13 protein-coding genes are annotated in these 18,738 nt (G+C 65.6%); 3 read left to right on the forward strand and 10 right to left on the reverse strand.

Features of this window, described 5'->3' with window-relative positions; genetic code table 11:
- Positions 1 to 4 precede the first annotated feature (4 nt).
- Positions 5 to 3,334 (forward strand): efflux RND transporter permease subunit, encoded by a 3,330-nt coding sequence (locus ACEN8U_RS24775; RefSeq protein WP_310110557.1) that lies wholly within the window; start codon positions 5 to 7, stop codon positions 3,332 to 3,334.
- Between the two features lie 145 nt (positions 3,335 to 3,479).
- Here the strand turns inward: ACEN8U_RS24775 and ACEN8U_RS24780 are convergent, their stop codons facing one another.
- From ACEN8U_RS24780 to ACEN8U_RS24790, 3 genes are all read right to left on the reverse strand, one after another.
- Positions 3,480 to 3,944: a hypothetical protein gene (locus ACEN8U_RS24780; protein WP_310110556.1), complete on the reverse strand. Its 465-nt coding sequence runs from the start codon at positions 3,942 to 3,944 to the stop codon at positions 3,480 to 3,482.
- 22 nt (positions 3,945 to 3,966) lie between these two features.
- Positions 3,967 to 4,527: a peroxiredoxin gene (locus tag ACEN8U_RS24785; RefSeq protein WP_013587976.1), complete on the reverse strand. Its 561-nt coding sequence runs from the start codon at positions 4,525 to 4,527 to the stop codon at positions 3,967 to 3,969.
- A gap of 231 nt (positions 4,528 to 4,758) precedes the next feature.
- Complete coding sequence (locus ACEN8U_RS24790; RefSeq protein ID WP_413657734.1) at positions 4,759 to 6,096, reverse strand: EAL and HDOD domain-containing protein; 1,338 nt, start codon at positions 6,094 to 6,096, stop codon at positions 4,759 to 4,761.
- A 317-nt stretch (positions 6,097 to 6,413) separates the two neighbouring features.
- Between ACEN8U_RS24790 and ACEN8U_RS24795 the strand changes: the two genes are divergently transcribed.
- Positions 6,414 to 8,228 (forward strand): putative bifunctional diguanylate cyclase/phosphodiesterase, encoded by a 1,815-nt coding sequence (locus tag ACEN8U_RS24795; protein WP_028361047.1) that lies wholly within the window; start codon positions 6,414 to 6,416, stop codon positions 8,226 to 8,228.
- A gap of 90 nt (positions 8,229 to 8,318) precedes the next feature.
- The gene (locus tag ACEN8U_RS24800) at positions 8,319 to 9,776 is read left to right on the forward strand and encodes an HDOD domain-containing protein (RefSeq protein ID WP_310110554.1); all 1,458 of its coding nucleotides are present in this window, start codon (positions 8,319 to 8,321) and stop codon (positions 9,774 to 9,776) included.
- A 179-nt stretch (positions 9,777 to 9,955) separates the two neighbouring features.
- Here ACEN8U_RS24800 and ACEN8U_RS24805 read toward each other — a convergent pair whose 3' ends face one another.
- The 7 genes from ACEN8U_RS24805 to aruF all read right to left on the reverse strand — a co-directional run bounded on the left by ACEN8U_RS24805 (position 9,956) and on the right by aruF (position 18,659).
- Positions 9,956 to 11,332: an EAL and HDOD domain-containing protein gene (locus ACEN8U_RS24805; protein ID WP_310110553.1), complete on the reverse strand. Its 1,377-nt coding sequence runs from the start codon at positions 11,330 to 11,332 to the stop codon at positions 9,956 to 9,958.
- Between the two features lie 284 nt (positions 11,333 to 11,616).
- Complete coding sequence (locus ACEN8U_RS24810; RefSeq protein WP_013587971.1) at positions 11,617 to 12,411, reverse strand: ABC transporter substrate-binding protein; 795 nt, start codon at positions 12,409 to 12,411, stop codon at positions 11,617 to 11,619.
- Between the two features lie 294 nt (positions 12,412 to 12,705).
- Positions 12,706 to 13,758, reverse strand: coding sequence for a succinylglutamate desuccinylase (gene astE / locus ACEN8U_RS24815; protein ID WP_310110552.1), 1,053 nt, complete (start codon positions 13,756 to 13,758; stop codon positions 12,706 to 12,708).
- Positions 13,742 to 15,082, reverse strand: coding sequence for an N-succinylarginine dihydrolase (gene astB, locus ACEN8U_RS24820; RefSeq protein WP_310110550.1), 1,341 nt, complete (start codon positions 15,080 to 15,082; stop codon positions 13,742 to 13,744). The genes astE and astB overlap by 17 nt, the downstream gene beginning before the upstream one ends.
- A gap of 9 nt (positions 15,083 to 15,091) precedes the next feature.
- Positions 15,092 to 16,555 carry a succinylglutamate-semialdehyde dehydrogenase gene (gene astD, locus ACEN8U_RS24825; RefSeq protein ID WP_310110549.1) on the reverse strand — a complete coding sequence of 488 codons (1,464 nt, stop codon included), beginning with the start codon at positions 16,553 to 16,555 and terminating at the stop codon, positions 15,092 to 15,094.
- A 2-nt stretch (positions 16,556 to 16,557) separates the two neighbouring features.
- Positions 16,558 to 17,595, reverse strand: a complete 1,038-nt coding sequence (gene astA, locus ACEN8U_RS24830) for an arginine N-succinyltransferase (protein WP_013587967.1) — start codon at positions 17,593 to 17,595, stop codon at positions 16,558 to 16,560.
- A complete protein-coding gene (aruF, locus tag ACEN8U_RS24835) occupies positions 17,592 to 18,659 on the reverse strand; it encodes an arginine/ornithine succinyltransferase subunit alpha (RefSeq protein ID WP_310110714.1) in 1,068 nt (355 codons plus the stop codon). The genes astA and aruF overlap by 4 nt, the downstream gene beginning before the upstream one ends.
- Positions 18,660 to 18,738: the final 79 nt, after the last annotated feature.

Consider the following 18,738-nt stretch of genomic DNA (forward strand, 5'->3'; position numbering starts at 1 on the left):
TGCGATGAACCTGTCGCGTCCGTTTATCTCGCGCCCCGTCGCCACCACGCTGCTCGCCATCGGCATCGCGCTGTCCGGCATTTTCGCGTTCATGAAGCTGCCGGTCGCGCCGCTGCCGCAAGTGGACTTCCCGACCATTTCGGTCCAGGCGTCGTTGCCGGGCGCAAGCCCGGACACGGTGGCGACCAGCGTGGCGAGTCCGCTCGAACGGCACCTCGGTTCGATCGCCGACGTCACCGAAATGACGTCGATGAGCTCGGTCGGCTCCACGCGCATCACAATGCAGTTCGGCCTGAACCGCAACATCGACGGCGCCGCGCGCGACGTCCAGGCGGCCATCAACGCCGCGCGCGCCGATCTGCCGGCCAGCCTGCGCAGCAATCCGACCTATCACAAGGTCAATCCGGCCGACGCGCCGATCATGATTCTCGCGCTCACGTCGAAAACGCTCACCGCCGGGCAGTTGTACGACTCCGCGGCCACCGTGCTGCAGCAGTCGCTCTCGCAGGTGGAGGGGGTCGGCGAAGTGGACGTGAGCGGCTCGGCCAACCCGGCCGTGCGCGTCGAACTGGAACCGCAGGCGCTGTTTCACTACGGCATCGGCCTCGAAGACGTGCGCGCGGCGCTCGCCGCGGCCAACGCCAACAGTCCGAAGGGTTCCATTGAGTTCGGCCAGAACCGGGTGCAGATCTATACGAACGACCAGGCGAGCAAGGCGGCGCAGTACCGCGACCTCGTGATCGCGTATCGCAACGGCTCGGCGGTCAAACTGTCGGACGTGGCGGAAGTCGTGGATTCGGTGGAGGACCTGCGCAACCTCGGTCTCTTCAACGGCAAGCGCTCGGTGCTCGTGATTCTGTACCGGCAGCCCGGCGCGAACATCATCGAAACCATCGACCGCGTCACGGCGATGCTGCCGCAACTGCACGCGTCGCTGCCCGCGGACGTGGACATCACGCCGACCGCCGACCGCTCGACCACCATCCGCGCGTCGCTGAAAGACACCGAGCACACGCTGATGATCGCGGTGGCGCTCGTCGTGATGGTGGTGTTCCTGTTCCTGCGCAACTGGCGCGCCACGCTCATTCCGAGCGTCGCGGTGCCGATTTCGATCATCGGCACGTTCGGTGCGATGTATCTGCTCGGCTTCTCGATCGACAACCTCTCGCTCATGGCCCTGACCATCGCGACCGGCTTCGTGGTGGACGACGCCATCGTCGTGCTCGAAAACATCTCGCGCCATATCGAGAACGGCGTGCCGCGCATGAAGGCCGCGTTCCTCGGCGCGCGCGAAGTCGGCTTCACGGTCATGTCGATCAGCATCTCGCTCGTCGCCGTGTTCCTGCCGATCCTGCTGATGGGCGGCATCGTCGGGCGGCTGTTCCGCGAGTTCGCGCTGACGCTGTCGCTTGCCATCGGCGTGTCGCTCATCGTCTCCCTCACGCTCACGCCGATGATGTGCTCGCGCCTTTTGCGCGAGCCGCACGAACAGCGCGAGGAAGGCCGTCTCGGCCGCTGGCTGGAGCGCGGCTTTGCCCGCATGCAGCGCGGCTACGAACGCACGCTCGGCTGGGCGCTGCTGCATCCGCGGCTCATTCTGTTCGTGCTGCTCGCCACCATCGGCCTGAATATCTGGCTCTACATCGTCGTGCCGAAGGGATTTTTCCCGCAACAGGATACGGGGCGGCTCATCGGCGGCATTCAGGCGGACCAGAGCACGTCGTTTCAGGCCATGAAAGGCAAGTTCTCGCAGATGATGGAAATCGTCGGCAAGAACCCGGCCGTGGACAGCGTGGTCGGCTTCACAGGCGGCCGGCAGACCAATTCGGGCTTCATGTTCGTCTCGCTGAAACCGAAGAGCGAGCGCAAGATTTCCGCCGATCAGGTGATCCAGCAATTGCGCGCGCCGCTTGCCGACGTCGCGGGAGCGCGCACGTTCCTGCAGGCGGTGCAGGACATACGCGTGGGCGGGCGGCAGTCGAACGCGCAATATCAGTTCACGCTGCTCGCCGATTCGACACCCGACCTGTACCTGTGGGGGCCGAAACTCACGGAGGCGCTGCAGGCGCGCAAGGAACTCGCGGACGTGAATTCCGACCAGCAGCAAGGCGGCCTCGAAGCCATGGTCACGATCGACCGCGCGAGCGCGGCGCGGCTCGGCATCAAGCCCGCGCAGATCGACAACACGCTCTACGACGCGTTCGGCCAGCGTCAGGTATCGACGATCTACAACCCGCTCAACCAGTATCACGTCGTGATGGAAGTGGCGCCGAAGTACTGGCAAAGCCCGGACATGCTCAAGCAGGTGTACATCAGCACGTCGGGCGGCAGCGCTAGCGGCGCGCAGACCACCAATGCACCCGCGGGCACGGTCACCGCAACCACGGCAACAACGTCGGCGACGAAATCATCCACCAGCGCGTCGTCGGGCGGCACGGGCGGTACGACAGCGTCGAGCGCCGCCGCGATTGCCGCCGATTCGGCGCGCAACCAGGCGATCAATTCGATTGCGTCGAGCGGCAAGTCGAGCGCGTCGTCGGGCGCGGCCGTGTCGACGTCGAAGGAAACGATGGTGCCGCTCTCCGCCATTGCGAGCTTCGGCCGCGGCAATACGCCGCTTTCGGTAAATCATCAGAGCCAGTTCGTCGCTTCGACGATCTCGTTCAATCTGCCGCCGGGCGTCTCGCTGTCCACCGCAACCCAGGCGATCTACCAGACCATGGCCGAGATCGGCATGCCGGCCACCATCCACGGCAGCTTCCAGGGCACCGCGCAGGCGTTCCAGCAGTCGATGTCGGATCAGCCGATCCTGATTCTGGCCGCGCTTGCCGCCGTCTATATCGTGCTCGGCATTCTGTATGAGAGCTATATCCACCCGCTCACCATTCTGTCGACGCTGCCGTCGGCCGGCGTGGGCGCGCTGCTCGCGCTGCTCCTGTTTCAGACCGAGTTCAGCATCATCGCGTTGATCGGCGTGATTCTGCTCATTGGCATCGTGAAGAAGAACGCGATCATGATGGTGGATTTCGCGATCGAGGCGTCGCGCCACGGCCGCTCGTCGCGCGACGCGATTCACGAGGCGTGCCTCCTGCGCTTCCGTCCGATCATGATGACCACCTTCGCCGCGATGCTCGGTGCGCTGCCGCTCGCGTTCGGACGCGGCGAAGGTGCGGAGTTGCGCGCGCCGCTCGGCATTGCGATTGTCGGCGGGTTGATCATGAGCCAGATGCTGACGCTTTACACCACGCCGGTCGTCTATCTGTACATGGACCGGATCCGCGTGCGCTGGGAGTCGCGCAAGGCGCGCAAACGCGGTATCGCGCCGTCGGCCTGATGCCAAGGGACGCCATGGGACGCGACGGCACGCGATGCCGCGCGAGCTGCCGTAAGGTAATGCAAGCGCCAGGGCGCGGCGAGCTTTAAGCAAGCCGACAAGCAAAGCTCGTCCGCTCGACTTCATGCCGCCCGCGCAATCGGCGTTAGAGCTTCTGCTCCATCGCCAGCAGAAAAATGCGATGCCATTGCCTTGCCTGCCGCTCGCTCTGCATCGGCAGCAGCCACACGCCGCGCGCGGCGTCCTTGACCTTCAGCGCGAGCTGCCATTGCGTTTCCTGACGCGCCACCTCGGCGGCTAGCAAGTCGGCAAAGATATAGGCGCCCTCTTCCGCGCCAAGCCGGACTTCGCAAAAGCGCTGGCCCGCGGCGAGCCGCACCGAGCCCCACGTGCCGTCCAGCCGGTGCGTCCAGTCGCCGTCTCGAACATTCGGCGCAACCTCCTTGCGGCGACGCAGCCAGTAAGCCACGGCGGCGATCAACAGCAACGCGGCGAGCACCGCGACGCCGACGGCCACCGCCGTGCCGAAAGCCCCCTGCAACGCGTCGAACGCGCGCACCGCGCCGTACCCGAGCGCGATCAGCGCGAATAATCCAACCAGAATCGGCATCGCGAACCCTCGAGCGGAAGCGTTACGGCTTGTGCGTCGCGGCCCAATCCTTCACGGCTTTCAGCGTGTTCTCCACATGCTTCTCCGGCCAAAGGCTCGTGTACTCGTAGATGATCTTGCCGTCCGGCGCGATCACATACGACACGCGGTTGGCCATCGAGCTATGCATCGGCATGCCGGCGTCGTACGCGCCGATCACTTTCGACTGCGCGTCCGCGGCCACCGGGAATTTGCTGCGGCACTCGCTCACCGAGAACTTCGTCAACGTGTCGATGTTGTCGTGCGACACGCCGATCACCGTCGCGCCATATTTCTTGTATTCGTCGACGGCCTCGGCGAATTCATGCGCCTCGATCGTGCAGCCCTTGGTGAAAGCGGCCGGGTAGAAGTACAGCACCACGGGGCCCTTTTTCAGCTCGTCGGCAAGCGAGTAGGTGTACGTCTTACCGCCGAGCGACGCCTCTGCGGTGAATGGCGGCGCCGTGTCGCCCGGCTTGAGCGTCGCGTGCGCGGCCAACGAATAAGCGGCGCACGCCACCGACACGGCGGCGGCCAGCACCGCCGGCATGAGCTTTCTCTTCATCTGCGATCCTTTGTGCGTCGATGCATACCGGATTCCGGCAGGAATTCACGGCTGTGCCGTTCAGCGGCATTGACCGATGGTCGAGCAGCATGCAAGCGTCTAACGCGCCGCACCGAAGCATGAACGGCCAGCCGTGCGCTCTATTGGACCACGTACGCGAAAAATCCGTGCGAGAAGCGGCAAACGGCATGCATGCCGAGGCTGACGTCGTCGCGAATCGGCAGACGGCGATCAGGCCGCCGCTTCCTCGATATGCGCGCCGAACCACGCCGCCGCGGAGAGATTCAGCTCGGCCAGTATCTCGGGCGTGAGCGCGGCGAATTCCGGCGGCGCATCGGCGCTGCGCGCGATCGACGCCGCGTCGCCGCCCTCGCCGGCCGCCTGGGCGATACGCAGGAGCGTGCCGAGCGGCCCGCTTTTCTCCACGATCGCCTCGCGAATCTGCGGCGCGAGGCCGAGCTTTTCGAGCACCGCTTTCGGCGTGCTGCCGAGCAGCACATGCACGAGCGAAAAGATGCCCGTCATGAACGCGGCGTCGGCAAATTCGTCGTCGGTGGGACGCAGCCAGCCCGCGGCCAGCTCCATGAAGCGCAAGCGGGTGCCCGCCAGCTGGACGAGCGGATCGGCTCGCCACGGCAGCTCGCCGCTGTCCGCGTAAAGCAGCAGCTGCGCCCAGCGCGCGATCTGCCGCGTGCCGGTCGCAATGATCGCCTCGCGCAGCGACGCGATATTGCGTCCGAGACCGAAGGCGCTCGAATTGACGAGGCGCAGCAACTGCACGACGACGCTCGGATTCAGCTTCAGCTCGGCTTCCAGCTCGACGATGCCCGCGTCGCGCGACAGCAGCGCGAGCAGGCGCAACAGGCCCGGACGCGGCGAGCGGTTGCGCGGCGCGGCCAGCACTTGCGGCCGCGCGAAGAAGTAGCCCTGGAACAGGTCGAAGCCGAGATCGCGGGCGAGCGCGAAGTCTTCGCGCGTCTCCACTTTTTCGGCGATCAGCGTCTTGCCGCGGCCGCGCATGGCCGCCGCGAGCTCGGGCAGATGCGCGCGCGCCGTCTGCAGGAAGTCGATCTTGACGATGTCCGCATGGGGCAGCATCGCGAGCAGTTCGTCGGAGAGCTGCGTCACGTCGTCGAGCGCGACCTGGAAACCGCCGCGCCGCAGCTCGCCGAGCCGGCGCGCGAGTTGTGCGTCGAACTTGACGGTTTCGAGGATTTCGAGCACAAACCGCTCCGGCGGCATCACATGGACGATGTCGTCGAACAGCAGCTCGCGGTCGATATTCACGAAGCCGCAATGCCGTCCGAGCACAGCGGGCACGCCGATGCCGCCGAGCGCGCGCGCCACCACCTGCGCGGTCGCCTGCGCGTCGTTGGTGACCTGCGCATAGTTCTGGGCGCCGGCCCGGAACAGCAGTTCGTACGCATTGAGGGCGCCCGCGCGATCGAGGATCGGTTGCCGGCCGAGATAGACAAACTGCGCGGCCGTAGCCGCGTCGGGATCGTCGCCGGTCGCGTCGCGCACCTCGATGCGCCGGGCGGAGGCCCGGACCAAATGAAGTTCAGACATGGATCATCGGTGCAGCTTTCGAAGGCCTGAGCGGCAGCGGCGCGCCGCCAACGCACAGGGGTTTGCCGTATTAACGGACGTGGGGCAACCGCACTTTAACCGAATCCGCGCCGGATCAACCCTGAATCGGCCATTTCCGGCGGCCGTCGCGCGCCGATTTCCCTTACGGGATGTTTTTCTCGCGCAGCCACTAAAGATTTCGGGCGGCGGGTCGTTATCTTGTCCTGATGGGGTGGCCTGATACCGTTTTGCCGCCCCGACGAGGCGAACGGCCAGCCGCCCCGCCCGCAGACGAACACAGGTTGCCAGCGACAAACATGGAAGCGAACAGGATCACCGCGCCCCGCCGGGGCTCCTTGCGCACGGTCGTCGACCGGCTTCTGGGCCGTGGCCGGCGCGTCGAGGACACACCGCAAGCCGAGCCGCCCGCCCTGCCGCAACTCGAACAGGTGGTCGGCGCCGTGGATCTGCTCGCGCACGTGGACAACGAGCTGCGCTTCATCTACGTGTCCGACGCGAGCCTGCGCTTTATCGGCTATCACCGCGAGTATCTGGAGACCATCACGCTGCACGAACTGGTGGCTCAGACCGACACGGCGCGCCTTGACGCGCTGCTCGCGCGCGCCTCCACCACCGGCAATGTCGAGAAGGCGACGCTCGGGCTCATCAAGTCGCTGACCTATCCGATCACCGTCGAGTTGCGCGTGGTGCGCAGCAGCCATCACGGCATGGAAGGCTTTGCGATCGCCGGCTTCGACGTGTCGGCCTGGCGCGCGAGCGAGGAGCGCCTCATCCAGGCGCTGCATCTCGATCGGCTGACCAATCTCGCCAACCAGTCCGCGCTGATTCCCGCGCTGCTCGAAGCGCAACAGCGGGCCGACGCGCATGGCACGCCCGCCGCGCTGCTGCTGCTCGACATCGACGATTATCAGCGGGTGAACCGCGCGCTCGGCTACGACGCCGGCGACGAAATGCTGCGCGACACGGCGCGGCGCATTCTGAACATGACGAGCCCGAACGAGACGGTGGCCCGCATCGCCAGCGACGAGTTCGCGATTCTCGTCAAGCCCGCCGCCAACCGCACCGACGCCGCCGCGGCGGCGGAAGCGCTGGCGCGGCGCCTCTTGACCGCGATCCAGCAGCCGTATGTATTTAACGGCCAGCAGGTGCATCTGTCGGCGAGCATCGGCATTGCGCTTTATCCGGACGTGCGTCACGCGAACGACACCGCCGCGCACGACACGCACCTGCTGCGCTGGGCCGACCACGCGTTGCTGCAGGCGAAGGCGGCGGGCGGCAACACGCTCGCCTTCTACGTGCCGGACGACAATCCCGCCGACGCCGAACGTCTGAAACTGGAGGCGGACCTCTACGACGGCGTGCGCAACGGCGAATTCTCGCTGCACTTCCAGCCGATCACGAGCAGCCGCACGCACGGCGTGGTCGGCGTGGAGGCCTTGATCCGCTGGATGCATCCGGTGCACGGCCTCGTGCCGCCGTCCATGTTCATTCCGCTCGCGGAATCGGTCGGGCTCATCAACTTTCTCGGCAACTGGGTGCTCAAGGTTGCCTGCATGCAGCTGATCCAGTGGGATGCAAAGGGCATCTCGCTGCAATATGTCGCGGTCAACGTGTCGCCGCAGCAGTTCCGCGATCCGCGCTTCAAGGACGCCGTGCGCGAGGCGATCAACCTGACCGGCATCGATCCGCGGCGTCTCGTGTTCGAAATCACCGAGAGCCTGCTGATGCACGACCCGGCGCATGCCAAGGTGCTGCTGGAGGACCTGACGGCCATGGGCATCCGCTTTGCCGTCGACGATTTCGGCACCGGCTATTCGAGCCTGGCTTACCTGCAACGGTTTCCCCTTGCAAAACTGAAGATCGACAGGAGTTTTGTCGAGAATCTGCTAACCTCCCGAAACGACCAGGCGATCGTCAGCGCGGTGGTCGGCCTCGCCCAGACGCTCGACCTCGAACTGGTCGCCGAGGGCGTCGAAACCGAAGCGCAGCGCAGCCTGCTCACCGAGATGGGATGTGACCACATACAGGGATGGCTCGTCTGTCAGGCGTTGCCATCCGACGAACTGGCGCAACGTTTCGAAGCGCGCTCGCTTTATCTGCACACTGCCTAGCGTGCAGATCAGGCGCTCAAAGAGCGGCATCAGCCGGCTTCGCGCCGGCATGGCATTCATTGGAACACGTATGGCTTTTGCGGGACTCACATGGTAAAGGCGGCGGTGCTCGACCGGCTCTGGACGCGAATGAGCGAGCGCGGCGATTTCCCCATGCTGTCGCAGTCGTTGCGCACCACCATGGCGGCAATGAACAACGACGACCTCGACTTCACCGGCCTCGTGCAGGTGGTGCTGTCGGACTTCGCATTGACGCAAAAAGTGCTGCGACTCGCGAACTCGGCGATGTATATGGCATTCGGCGGCAATATCACGACGGTGTCGCGTGCGCTGATGGTGCTCGGCATGGACGCCGTCGGACATCTCGTCGTCGGCCTGAAGATCGTCGATCACTTTCATCACAGCGCGCCGCGCCGTATCGACGCGAAGCTCGAACTGAACCGCACGCTGCTCTCGGGCTGCGTCGCGCGCAAGCTGACCGAGCGCGGCGATCTGCGCGCCGGGGAGGAAGCGGTGGTCTGCACGCTGATGCGGCAGATCGGCAAACTGCTGGTGGTGTTCTACCTCGACGCGGAATGGGATCAGATCCGCCGTCACATCGAAAGCGGTACGCTCGAAAACGATGCGTGCGTGCTCGTGCTCGGCGTGACCTTCGACGAAATCGGCGAGGAAGCCGCCGTGCGCTGGCGCCTGCCCGACATGATCCGCTCGGGCATGGGCGAGTTCGATCCGCAGGACACCGAGCAGCCGCGCCAGGTGCAGTGGCTGCGCGCCATCACCAATTACTCGACGGCGGTCGCGGACGTCCTCACGCAGCAGAACGTGCCCGACTTCGAGCGCGAGGAGCGCATTGCAGAACTGGCGCAGGAATATAGCCGCGCGCTCAACACCGATCCGGAAGTGCTCCTCGAGATGAGCGTCGCGCTCGCCCGCGAAGAAGGCGGCGACGGCGTGATGCGCGAAATCGTCGAGCTGCGTGCGAACGCGGACGCGATTGCGCGCGAGGCGCTCAACCCGGAGGCGCGCATCGCGGCAGGCGTCGAAGACCTGCGCAACCTGCCCGATAACAGCTCGCTCGCGCCGGCGCTCGGCATGGCCTCGGAAACGGTGCTCGCTGCACTCGGCTTCGCGCGTACGGTGGTGTTCGTCAAGCACAGCAACGGTACTTTCCGGGCGCGTCTCGGCCTCGGCCCGAAAATCGACGCGGCGCTGCCCAAGCTCACCTTCGGCTCGGCCTTCGAGCCCGACGTGTTCCATCTGGCCATCGCGAATTCAGTGGGCATTTTCATCGAAAATGCGCGCGATCCGAAAATGGTCGCGCGGCTGCCCGAGTGGTTCCGCCGTTCATTCGACGACGCCCGCGCCTTCGTGCTGTTGCCGGTGGTGGACGAAACAGAGCAGACCGTCGCTCTGCTCTACGGCGACTGGTCTCATACGCAGGAGCCACGCCGCATCTCACAGAAGGAGATGAGCGTGCTGAACGAACTGGCCAGGGAGTTAGGCCGTTTTTTCGGCCTGGGGCAGATGCGGGAAATGGAGACGATGTAAAGACGTGGCGTGATCGTTGATCGCGACAGCAAGTCTCCCGATTCTGTGTTTGCCCGACGCCAGATTGTTCAGCAGGTGGTTTTTGAAGCCGGCATGGAGTGCATGCCGGCTTTTTTCCGTCTGATTTCCGCCTGACGCGGCTCCCCTTCGAAAAGCGCACGTCGATGCGGACAGCGGCCTCAGTCCTCGATCCTTTCCAGACCGTCCGCGCTGCGGTCCGCGACCCCCGCCCACGCGCCGGCCGCGAGCCCCATTTGCGCAACCTCCTCCACCGTCAACGGCGCAAGCGTCGCGCACAATGCGGCGAGCGTGTCCCACGCGCCGTTTTCTAGCGCTTCGACGGCGGCGAGCAACTGGCCGAGCACGCCTTCGCGTTGCAGAATCGCCGCCTGAATCGGGCGCGACAGCGTCAGCACGTTCAGCGTGCTTTCGAGCGAGCCGCCGAACACCGCGTCGACGAATGAAAACACGCCGGTCAGGAACGCCGCGTCCGCTTCGTCGCGGCCGGCGTCGGGCAGGCGTTCGATCGCCAGTTCCATGAAACGCGCGCGCGTGGCGGCGAGTTGCAGCAGCGGATCGTCTTCGAGCGCGACCTTGCGGCCGTCGGCATACAACAGCAGCTGCGTCCATCGCGCGATGCGGTCGGTGCCGGTTGCATTGATCGCCTCGCGCAGCGTCGTCACTTTGTGGCCGACCGCGAAGCCGCTCGAATTGGCAAGCTTCATCAGATGCATGACCAGCACCGGATTGAGCTTGAGCTCCGCTTCCAGCTGCGCGACCGTGGGGTCGCCCGCGAGCAGTTGCAACAGGTTCAGCAGCGCATGGCGCGGCGCGCTGACACGGCGCGTCAGCGAGGTTTGCGGACGCGCGAAGAAATAGCCCTGGAAACGGTCGAAGCCCAAACCGTGCGCCGTTTCAAAGTCGGCTTGCGCATCGAGCCCTGAGGCGATCAGCAGCTTGCCCGCCGACTTCAGCACGCTCGTCAACTTGGGCAGAAGCGCGGCAGGCGCGCGCGTGATGTCGATCTTGATGGCTTCCGCGTAAGGCAGGAGCTTCGCGAAGGTCTCGTTGGGCTGCGTGACGTCGTCCAGCACGAAACGATAGCGCCGGCCATGCAGTTGCACGATCCGCGCGATCAGTTCTTCGTCGATGTGGATGTCATGCGGCAGCTCGAACAGAAAGCGCTCGGCGGGCAGCCGCTCGATCGCACTGTCGAACAACAGATCGCGGTTCGTGTCGATATAGGCCGGGTGCCCGGTCAATGCGCTGCGCACGTTGCCCTCGACCAGCCCGCGGATGACAGCGCGCGCCGCGCGCTCCGCTGGTGTAGGCGCGCGACCGGCTCGCGCGTCGAGTTCGTCGGTGGGGTCGGCGTCGAGATCGGCGTCGAGGTCGTCGGGCGCCTCGGGCGGCAATTCCGGCGCGCGAATCTTGAGCTCGTAGCCGCACAGCATGCCGTCCCGATTCAGGATGGGCTGCCGCGCGAAGCTGGCGTTCAACTGCGCATCGTCCGCGGCGCCCGTACGGCCCGGATTCTCGACTGCAATGGTGCTCATTCTGGTCCCCCGCGAGGCGCCCCCGGCGCTTACTGCTGTCTTGTGGTTATTGCAGCACGCTACGCGTGCCCTGTGTTTATCGTTTGCGACGGCGCGCAGCGTGACGCAGCGCGCCCGGCGATTTTAGCGCAGCCTGTCTTGCGCGCACATGTCCACAAAACAATATCTGGAAATATTTGGCGCGGGGCAAATGACATGATCGCGATGGAAGCCGACACGCGCACCATGCAAAACGGCCGCATCCAGTGGCCGTTCGGTGTTTTCATGCGTCGATGCGTGGGGCTTTACTTGAGCACCACCTTGACGTCGAAGTACTTGGCCGCGAAGCGGTCGATCGTGCCGTCGGCCTTCAGTTCCTTCAGCGCCTGGTTCAGCGCATCCTTCAGCGCCTTGTCGCCACGGCGGATGCCGAAGCCGACGCCCGCGCCCAGCAGCTTTTCGTCGCTGACGGCCGGACCCGCGAACTCGAATCCGGCGCCTTGCGGCTTCTTCAGAAAGCCTTTCGACGCCGCTTCGGCGTCCTGGAACGACGCATCGAGACGACCCGACGCGAGGTCCGCGTAGATCTGGTCCTGCGTCTGATACGGCACGACGTCGACGCCCGCGGGCGCCCAGCGCGCCTTCGCGTACGTCTCCTGAATCGTGCCCTGCAGCACGCCGACATGCTTGCCCTTCAGCGACGCCGGCGTCGGCTGCAGGCCGCTGCCCTTCTTCGCGATCATCTGATTCGGGATCGTGTAGATCGGATCCGTGAAATCGATCGCCTGACGACGCTGGTCAGTGATCGTCATATCCGAGTTGATCGCGTTGAACTTGCGCGCCTGCAAGGCGGGAATCAGGCCGTCGAACGAATTCTCGACCCACACGCACTTCGCCTTCAGCTTCGCGCACACGGCGTTGCCGACGTCGATGTCGAAACCCTGCAGTTCGCCCGACGGCGACTTCGATTCGAACGGCGCATAGGACGCCTCCACGCCGAACCGCACTTCCTTGATGTCCGCCGCCATGGCCGAGCCTGCCGCGACCGTTGCCGTCGCGAAGAGCGCGAGCGCAGCCGTGTTTCGCCAATTCATCTTCATTACGGGTGTTTCCTCTACGGTATTGAATAAGACGGAGCCGAATCCGGACTGGCATGATTGCCGCGCCAAAAATGCGATTCAAACTCGTGCGGCCGCTGTGGTGCAGCGCAGCAGCCGCGAGGCGGGGATTGTACAGGCTCGGGTGCCGCGTCTGCGGGCAGCTCGGGACGGCTCGCGCGTCGCGGCGCACGGCACGCGCGGCGTGCAAAGCTGCAACTTGATGTCGCGCTGGCGCAAACACCGCCGGCGCAGGCGCCGGGATCCTTCTACCTCGGCGCGGTCAAACCAGCGCCGTCAAACCAGCGCGGCCAGCGTGTCTTGCGTCGTCTCGATCACCATCAGGCCGGCGCGCAAGCCGGGCTTGACCGTGGCGTTCGGAAACACGAGGCGCTCCTCGTCGTGCCGGACGACGTAGCGATAGTCGCCATCGCGCGCAAGCAAGGTGTTTTTCGCGAACGGCGTGAAGTTCGCGACGTCGGGCGCGACCAGCAGTTCGAACGCATCGCTTTGCTTCGTGATCTGGTCGATCACTGTGAAAGCGCGCGGCAAGGGGCCGTCTTCGCGCCCATTCGTTCCGGCGATCAGTTGACGCAGCGCCGAGTCCGCCCCCGCAAAGCGCGTGAGATCGTTCTGCCCGAACGGGCGCACCTTGCCGAGTTCCAGCGTGCATGCGTCGGCGCCGCACGTCTGCGCGGTGAAATGCGAATAGGTGTTGCCCTTCGTGGTGTGCAGCAGCACCGCACTGATCTGCGCTTGCCCGAGCCACTCGAACATCGCACGGGAAAACGGTCTGCCGGTATGCGGCAGCAGCGCGAAGCGCTCGAACGCGGACGCGCGGATCGCCGTGTGCATGTCGATATGCCAGCGCGCGCCGGGCTCTTCTGAAGCCGCAGCGAAAAACTGCACGGCCGCCTGCTCCAGCGCAGCCGCGCGCGGCGCCTCGTGACTCGCCGCCAACTGCAGATGGCGGCCGCTGAAGAGGCGGTTCAGATCGTCGTCGCGATAACGGCAGCCGTCGCGCATCGCCTCGACGTTGCCGAGAATCACCAGCAGACGGCAGCTCAAGTCGGCCGCGCCGCGCGCGATGTCGCGTACCAGATACGAAAGCAGTTCGATGGGCGCGGTTTCGTCGCCATGCACGCCGGCCGACGCGAGCACGCTCGGCGCGTTCGCAGCGAGCGTGGCGGGCTCCATCAGCAGCACGCCGTCGCCCTGCCATGACCAGCGCACGCCGTCGGCGCACGTGCCCTGCATCGCACTCGCGGCCGGCCGCGTGCCCGCGAGCGTGTAGCCGAGGAAATCCGCGAGCATCGCGCTCGCCTCGCCGCGCTCAGCGCTGGAAGTCATAGAGCGATCCGAGTTCGAGAATCTGCGTGAGTTCGTCGAGCGCGGTGCGCGACTCGGCGAGCAATTGCGGATCGGCGAGATCGGCCGGCGCGAGACGGTCGCGATAATGCTTTTCGATCCACGTATCGAGCCGGCCGAACAGCGTGTCGTCGATCCACACGCCTCGCGTGACCGCCGCGCGCTCGGCGTCGTTCAACACCACGCGCAGACGCAGGCACGCCGGACCGCCGCCGTTTTTCATGCTCTCGCGCAGATCGAACACGAGCACCTCGTCGATGGGACCCGTGTGCGACGTGAGGTCGTCGAGGTACGCCGCCACGCGCGGGTTTTCGCGGCACTCCTGCGGCACGACCAGCACCTGCTTGCCGTCGGGACGCGTCAGCAACTGGCTGTTGAACAGATACGACGAGACGGCGTCCGCGACGCTCACCTGCGCGTCCGGTACCTGGATCACGTTGAATTCGGCATTCAGGCCCGCGAGCTTCGCACGCAATTCGTCGTACACGGCGCTCTGTTCGACGAACGCGAGTTCGTGACAGAAGAGCGTATTGCGATTGCCGACGGCGATCACATCGTTATGAAAAACGCCCGCGTCGATCACTTCGGGGCTCTGCTGCGCGTACACCGTCGCCTCTTCGAGCAGACCGTGACGATGCGCAACCGCCCGGCTCGCCTCGAACGTTTGCCGCGCCGGGAAGCGTTTCGGCTCCGGCCCGCGGCGATATTCGCTGCGGCCATAGACGAAGAATTCGACACCGCGTGCGCCGTATCCGGAGCAAAAACGCGTGTGATTCGCCGCGCCTTCGTCGCCGAGCGCGGGCGTGCCGGGCAAGGCTTCGTGCACCGCGAAGCGGTTGGCGTCGCTGAAAATGGCGCGCAACGTGCGGCGCGTCGATTCGTGTTCGATCGCGCGATGCAGCTTGCTGCACAGATTAGCCGGCGTTAAGTGCACGCGGCCGTCCTGCGTATCGGCTGACGGACTCACGGTTGCCGCATTGGCGGTCCACATGGCGGAGGCCGAACTCGCCGCCGCCAGCAGCTCGGGGGCGTTCTTCGAGACGCGCGCGATCACCGTCGCGTCGTCGCCCGAAAAACCGAGCTCGCGCAACAGACGCATCGACGGACGCTCCTGCGGCGGCAGCACGCCCTGGTGAAAGCCGAGATCGGCCAGCTGCTTCATCTTGCGCAGGCCTTGCTTCGCGGCCGCCTTCGGGTTCGCAACGGACTTCTCGTTGTTCTGCGACGCGACATTGCCGAACGACAGCCCCGCGTAGTTGTGCGTCGGGCCGACCAGGCCGTCGAAATTGGCTTCAGTGGCTTGCATCGTCGATCCTTAGAATTGAAGGCCCGGCGAGACGCTCGCGGGCATTTGCAGTTGCGCGCTTTCGACAGACGCCATCGGATACGCGCAGTAATCGGCCGCGTAATAGGCGCTCGGCCGGTGATTGCCGGAACGGCCCGGGCCGCCGAACGGCGCGCCGGACGAGGCGCCGTTGGTCGGCCGGTTCCAGTTGACGATGCCCGCGCGGATGGTGCGCTGGAAATGCGTCCACAGCGCTTCGTCGTCGGCGAGAAGGCCCGCGGAGAGACCGAACTGCGTGTCGTTGGCCTGTTCGAGCGCTTCGTTGAAGCTGTCGTAGCGGATGATCTGCGCGAGCGGTCCGAAGTGCTCCTCGTCGGGGAGATCCGCAACGGCGGTCACATCGAGAATGGCCGGCGTGACGAAACCGAGCTTCGGATCGCGCTGCTCCATTTTCAGCAACGCCCGCGCGCCGCCGGCAAGCAGCCGCTCCTGCGCCTCGACAAGCCGCGACGCGGCGCGCGCCGAAATCACCGCGCCCATGAAAGGCTGCGGTTCGGCGTTGTATTCGCCGACGCGGATGCGCAACGCGACCTCCACGAAGCGCGCGAGAAAGCGCTCCCCGGCTGCGTCGTTCGACACGAAAATACGGCGCGCGCAGGTGCAGCGCTGCCCTGCCGACAGAAACGCCGACTGGATCGTGTGATGCACGGCGGCGTCAACGTCCGCGACCGGGCCGATCACGAGCGGATTGTTGCCGCCCATTTCGAGCGCGAGCACGATTTCGGGGCGTCCGCCAAACTGCTTGTGCAGCAATGTTCCGGTGTCCGAACTACCGGTGAAAAAGAGTCCGTCGATCTGCCGGTGATTGGCCAGTGCAATGCCCGTGTCCTTCTCGCCTTGCACGAGATTCAGCACGCCCGCCGGCAAGCCCGCATCGCGCCAGATCTGCACGGTGAGCGCGGCAACCCCGGGCGCGAATTCCGAGGGCTTGAACACCACCGCATTGCCTGCGATCAGCGCCGGCACGATGTGCCCGTTGGGCAGGTGTCCGGGAAAGTTATACGGCCCGAACACGGCCACCACGCCATGTGGACGATGCCGCAACACCGCGGTGCCGTCCGCCATTGCCGAGCGCGTTTCGCCGGTGCGCTCGTTGTAGGCCTGAATCGAGATTTCGACTTTCGCGGCCATCGACGCCGCCTCGGTCCGCGCTTCCCACAGCGGCTTGCCGGTCTCGCGGCCGATCGCTTCGGCAAGCGCTTCCTTGCGCTCGGTGACGAGTGCCGCGAAGCGGCGCACCACCGCGCAGCGGTCGTCGAGACCGAGCGCCGACCAGGCGGCAAATGCACGGCGCGCGCTGCGCACGGCGCGCTCCACGTCCCCGGCGGACGCGCTATTGCCTTCCCAAACCGTCGCGCCCGTCCCCGGGTTGCGCGACGCGAATGCGGGTCCCGTGCCGGCGGCCCATTCGCCGTCGATAAAAAGCTCGCTCATGATCATCCCTGTTTATGTTTCAGCGGCAGTACCCGGACCGGGTCGCCTGACTTGACGCCGAGCGCCGACGCCTCCCGCGCATTCATGCGGAACACGCCGTCTTGCGGCACGCCTGCGGCCACGCCCACGCGAAAATCGCCGAGCGACGTATTCGACACCATGGAGCGCGGCGCATCCTGCGGTGCGCCCGCCGGCACCTCGGCGATCTGCACCGGCACGACCACGCTTTCGCGTACCGTGCGCAAGTCGGCGATATGGCATTCGAGCACCGGACCGGCGTCGAAAATATCGACGTGATTCTCGTAGCGCAGCCCTTCCGCTTCGAGCATGCGGCGCGCCGGAATCGTGTCGCTGTGCGTGAGGCCGACGCATTGTTGAGCCTCTTCCGGCAACAACTCGACATATACCGGATAACGCGGCATCAGCTCCGCAAGAAACGCCTTGCGCCCATGGGAGCTCAGGTAGTCCGCGGCGTTGAAGTCGATCTGATAGAAGTGCGAACCAACCGCGCGCCAGAACGGCGACGTACCCTGCTCGTCGAAATGGCCGCGCAATTCCGCGCATAAACGCTGCGGAAAACGCTCGCGGAACTGCGCGAGAAACATGAAGCGCGAGCGCGACAGCAAGCCGCCCACGCCGCTCGTGCGATAACGCGGGCTCAGGAACAGCGAGCAGACCTCGGCGTAACCCGTCAGGTCGTGCGAGATATTGAGCGCACGCATGCGCGTCCAGATGCCGAGATCCTGGCTCGCGTGCACCACCGTGCTCACGCGATAGTTGTAGAACGGCTGCTGCAGGCCGACCGCCGTTTCGATTCCGCAGACGCCCGCGACATCGCCCGTTTGCGTGTCTTCCATCACGAAGAAGTAGCCTGCCTCATGCGGCGCCGCTTTGTCTTCCATCGTGCGGCGCGCCCGCTCGACGCGCGCGGCGAGTGCCTCGCGATCCGGCTTGAAGGTGGTGAGCCCGGGGCCGGTTTCCTGCGCGAGCCGCATCAAAGCGTCGACATCGCCTCGTTGCACAACGCGAACGACGATCATTGCGCGTCTCCCGTTTGTTGGTTCTGCTCGTCGCCTTGCGGCTCATGCAGCGGCACGCAACGCACCGCGTCGCCATCCTGCACGCCGAGCGCGGCACGTGCCGCCTGCGCGAGCGGCGCACCTTCGTTCTTACCGGCCGGCAGATCGCCGAGCACGCAGCGGAACTCGCCGTCCGCGCCGTTGTGCGCGATCAGAAAAGCCGAGCCGCTCGCCGGCGCCGCACTCTCGCGCACGACGCGCGTTTCGTTGCGCGTCACGCAGGCACTGCGGTCTACCTGCGCGGTGAGCACTGGGCCGGCGTCGAAAATGTCGATGAAGCGGTCCGTCTCGAAGCCTTCCTCGAGATGGATCTCATACGCGAGCAACGCGTTCGCATCCGGCTCGCCGAGCACGCGCTGCGCCGCTTCGGGCAGCAAAGGCACATAGATCGGATAGGTGGGCATGACTTCGGCGATGAACGTTCTGCTGCGCCCGCCCGACTCGATTTCGATGTCGGCGAAATCGCGCCCGAAGAACTTGCGCCCCACCGCCTCCCAGAACGGCGACACGCCCTTGTCGTCGGTCACGCCGAGCAGCAGCGAAAACACCTCTGGCGTAAAGCGCTTGCGATTCGCGGCGATGTACATCATCCGCGCGCGCGACAGCAGGTGCGCGGCGGCGTCGCCGCGCAGCGACGGGTCGATGTAGTACCCCGCGAGCCGGCTCTTGCCGGTCAGTTCATGCGACATGGTGAGCGCGTGAATCTTGCGGTTCACGTGCAGTTCGCGCGACGCATGAATCAGCGCGTCGTTGCGAAACGCGTAGAACGGATCCGAGTAGCCCGCCGCCGCGACGATGCTCGCCGTGCCCATCAGCTTGCCGGTCTCGCTGTCTTCAAGCACGAACAGATAGAACTCCTCGCCCGGAAAATCGACGTCCGCGCGAAACGAGTCTTCCGACAGCGCGACGCGTGCTTCGAGCGCGCGCCGGTCGTGCGGTAGTGAATGCAGCACCGGCTGGGCGGTGCGCGCCATATGTTCGAGCGCATCGAGATCGGCGAGGCGGCCGGGGCGTACGAAGAGCATCATCGTTCCTGTTGAATGTGACGCATGGGTGGACCCAGAGTCGGTGCGGTGCGGTGATGTGCCTTGCGCGCACCGCCGG

Origin of the sequence: Paraburkholderia phenoliruptrix (genome assembly GCF_047325075.1) — a bacterium.
GTDB lineage: Bacteria > Pseudomonadota > Gammaproteobacteria > Burkholderiales > Burkholderiaceae > Paraburkholderia > Paraburkholderia phenoliruptrix.

Bases quoted from the DNA above. Each gene is read 5' to 3' on its own strand.
- ACEN8U_RS24775 (WP_310110557.1), top strand. From the start codon at position 5: ATGAACCTGTCGCGTCCGTTTATCTCGCGCCCCGTCGCCACCACGCTG.
- ACEN8U_RS24780 (WP_310110556.1), bottom strand. From the start codon at position 3,944: ATGCCGATTCTGGTTGGATTATTCGCGCTGATCGCGCTCGGGTACGGC.
- ACEN8U_RS24785 (WP_013587976.1), bottom strand. From the start codon at position 4,527: ATGAAGAGAAAGCTCATGCCGGCGGTGCTGGCCGCCGCCGTGTCGGTG.
- ACEN8U_RS24790 (WP_413657734.1), bottom strand. From the start codon at position 6,096: ATGTCTGAACTTCATTTGGTCCGGGCCTCCGCCCGGCGCATCGAGGTG.
- ACEN8U_RS24795 (WP_028361047.1), top strand. From the start codon at position 6,414: ATGGAAGCGAACAGGATCACCGCGCCCCGCCGGGGCTCCTTGCGCACG.
- ACEN8U_RS24800 (WP_310110554.1), top strand. From the start codon at position 8,319: ATGGTAAAGGCGGCGGTGCTCGACCGGCTCTGGACGCGAATGAGCGAG.
- ACEN8U_RS24805 (WP_310110553.1), bottom strand. From the start codon at position 11,332: ATGAGCACCATTGCAGTCGAGAATCCGGGCCGTACGGGCGCCGCGGAC.
- ACEN8U_RS24810 (WP_013587971.1), bottom strand. From the start codon at position 12,411: ATGAAGATGAATTGGCGAAACACGGCTGCGCTCGCGCTCTTCGCGACG.
- astE (WP_310110552.1), bottom strand. From the start codon at position 13,758: ATGACTTCCAGCGCTGAGCGCGGCGAGGCGAGCGCGATGCTCGCGGAT.
- astB (WP_310110550.1), bottom strand. From the start codon at position 15,082: ATGCAAGCCACTGAAGCCAATTTCGACGGCCTGGTCGGCCCGACGCAC.
- astD (WP_310110549.1), bottom strand. From the start codon at position 16,555: ATGAGCGAGCTTTTTATCGACGGCGAATGGGCCGCCGGCACGGGACCC.
- astA (WP_013587967.1), bottom strand. From the start codon at position 17,595: ATGATCGTCGTTCGCGTTGTGCAACGAGGCGATGTCGACGCTTTGATG.
- aruF (WP_310110714.1), bottom strand. From the start codon at position 18,659: ATGCTCTTCGTACGCCCCGGCCGCCTCGCCGATCTCGATGCGCTCGAA.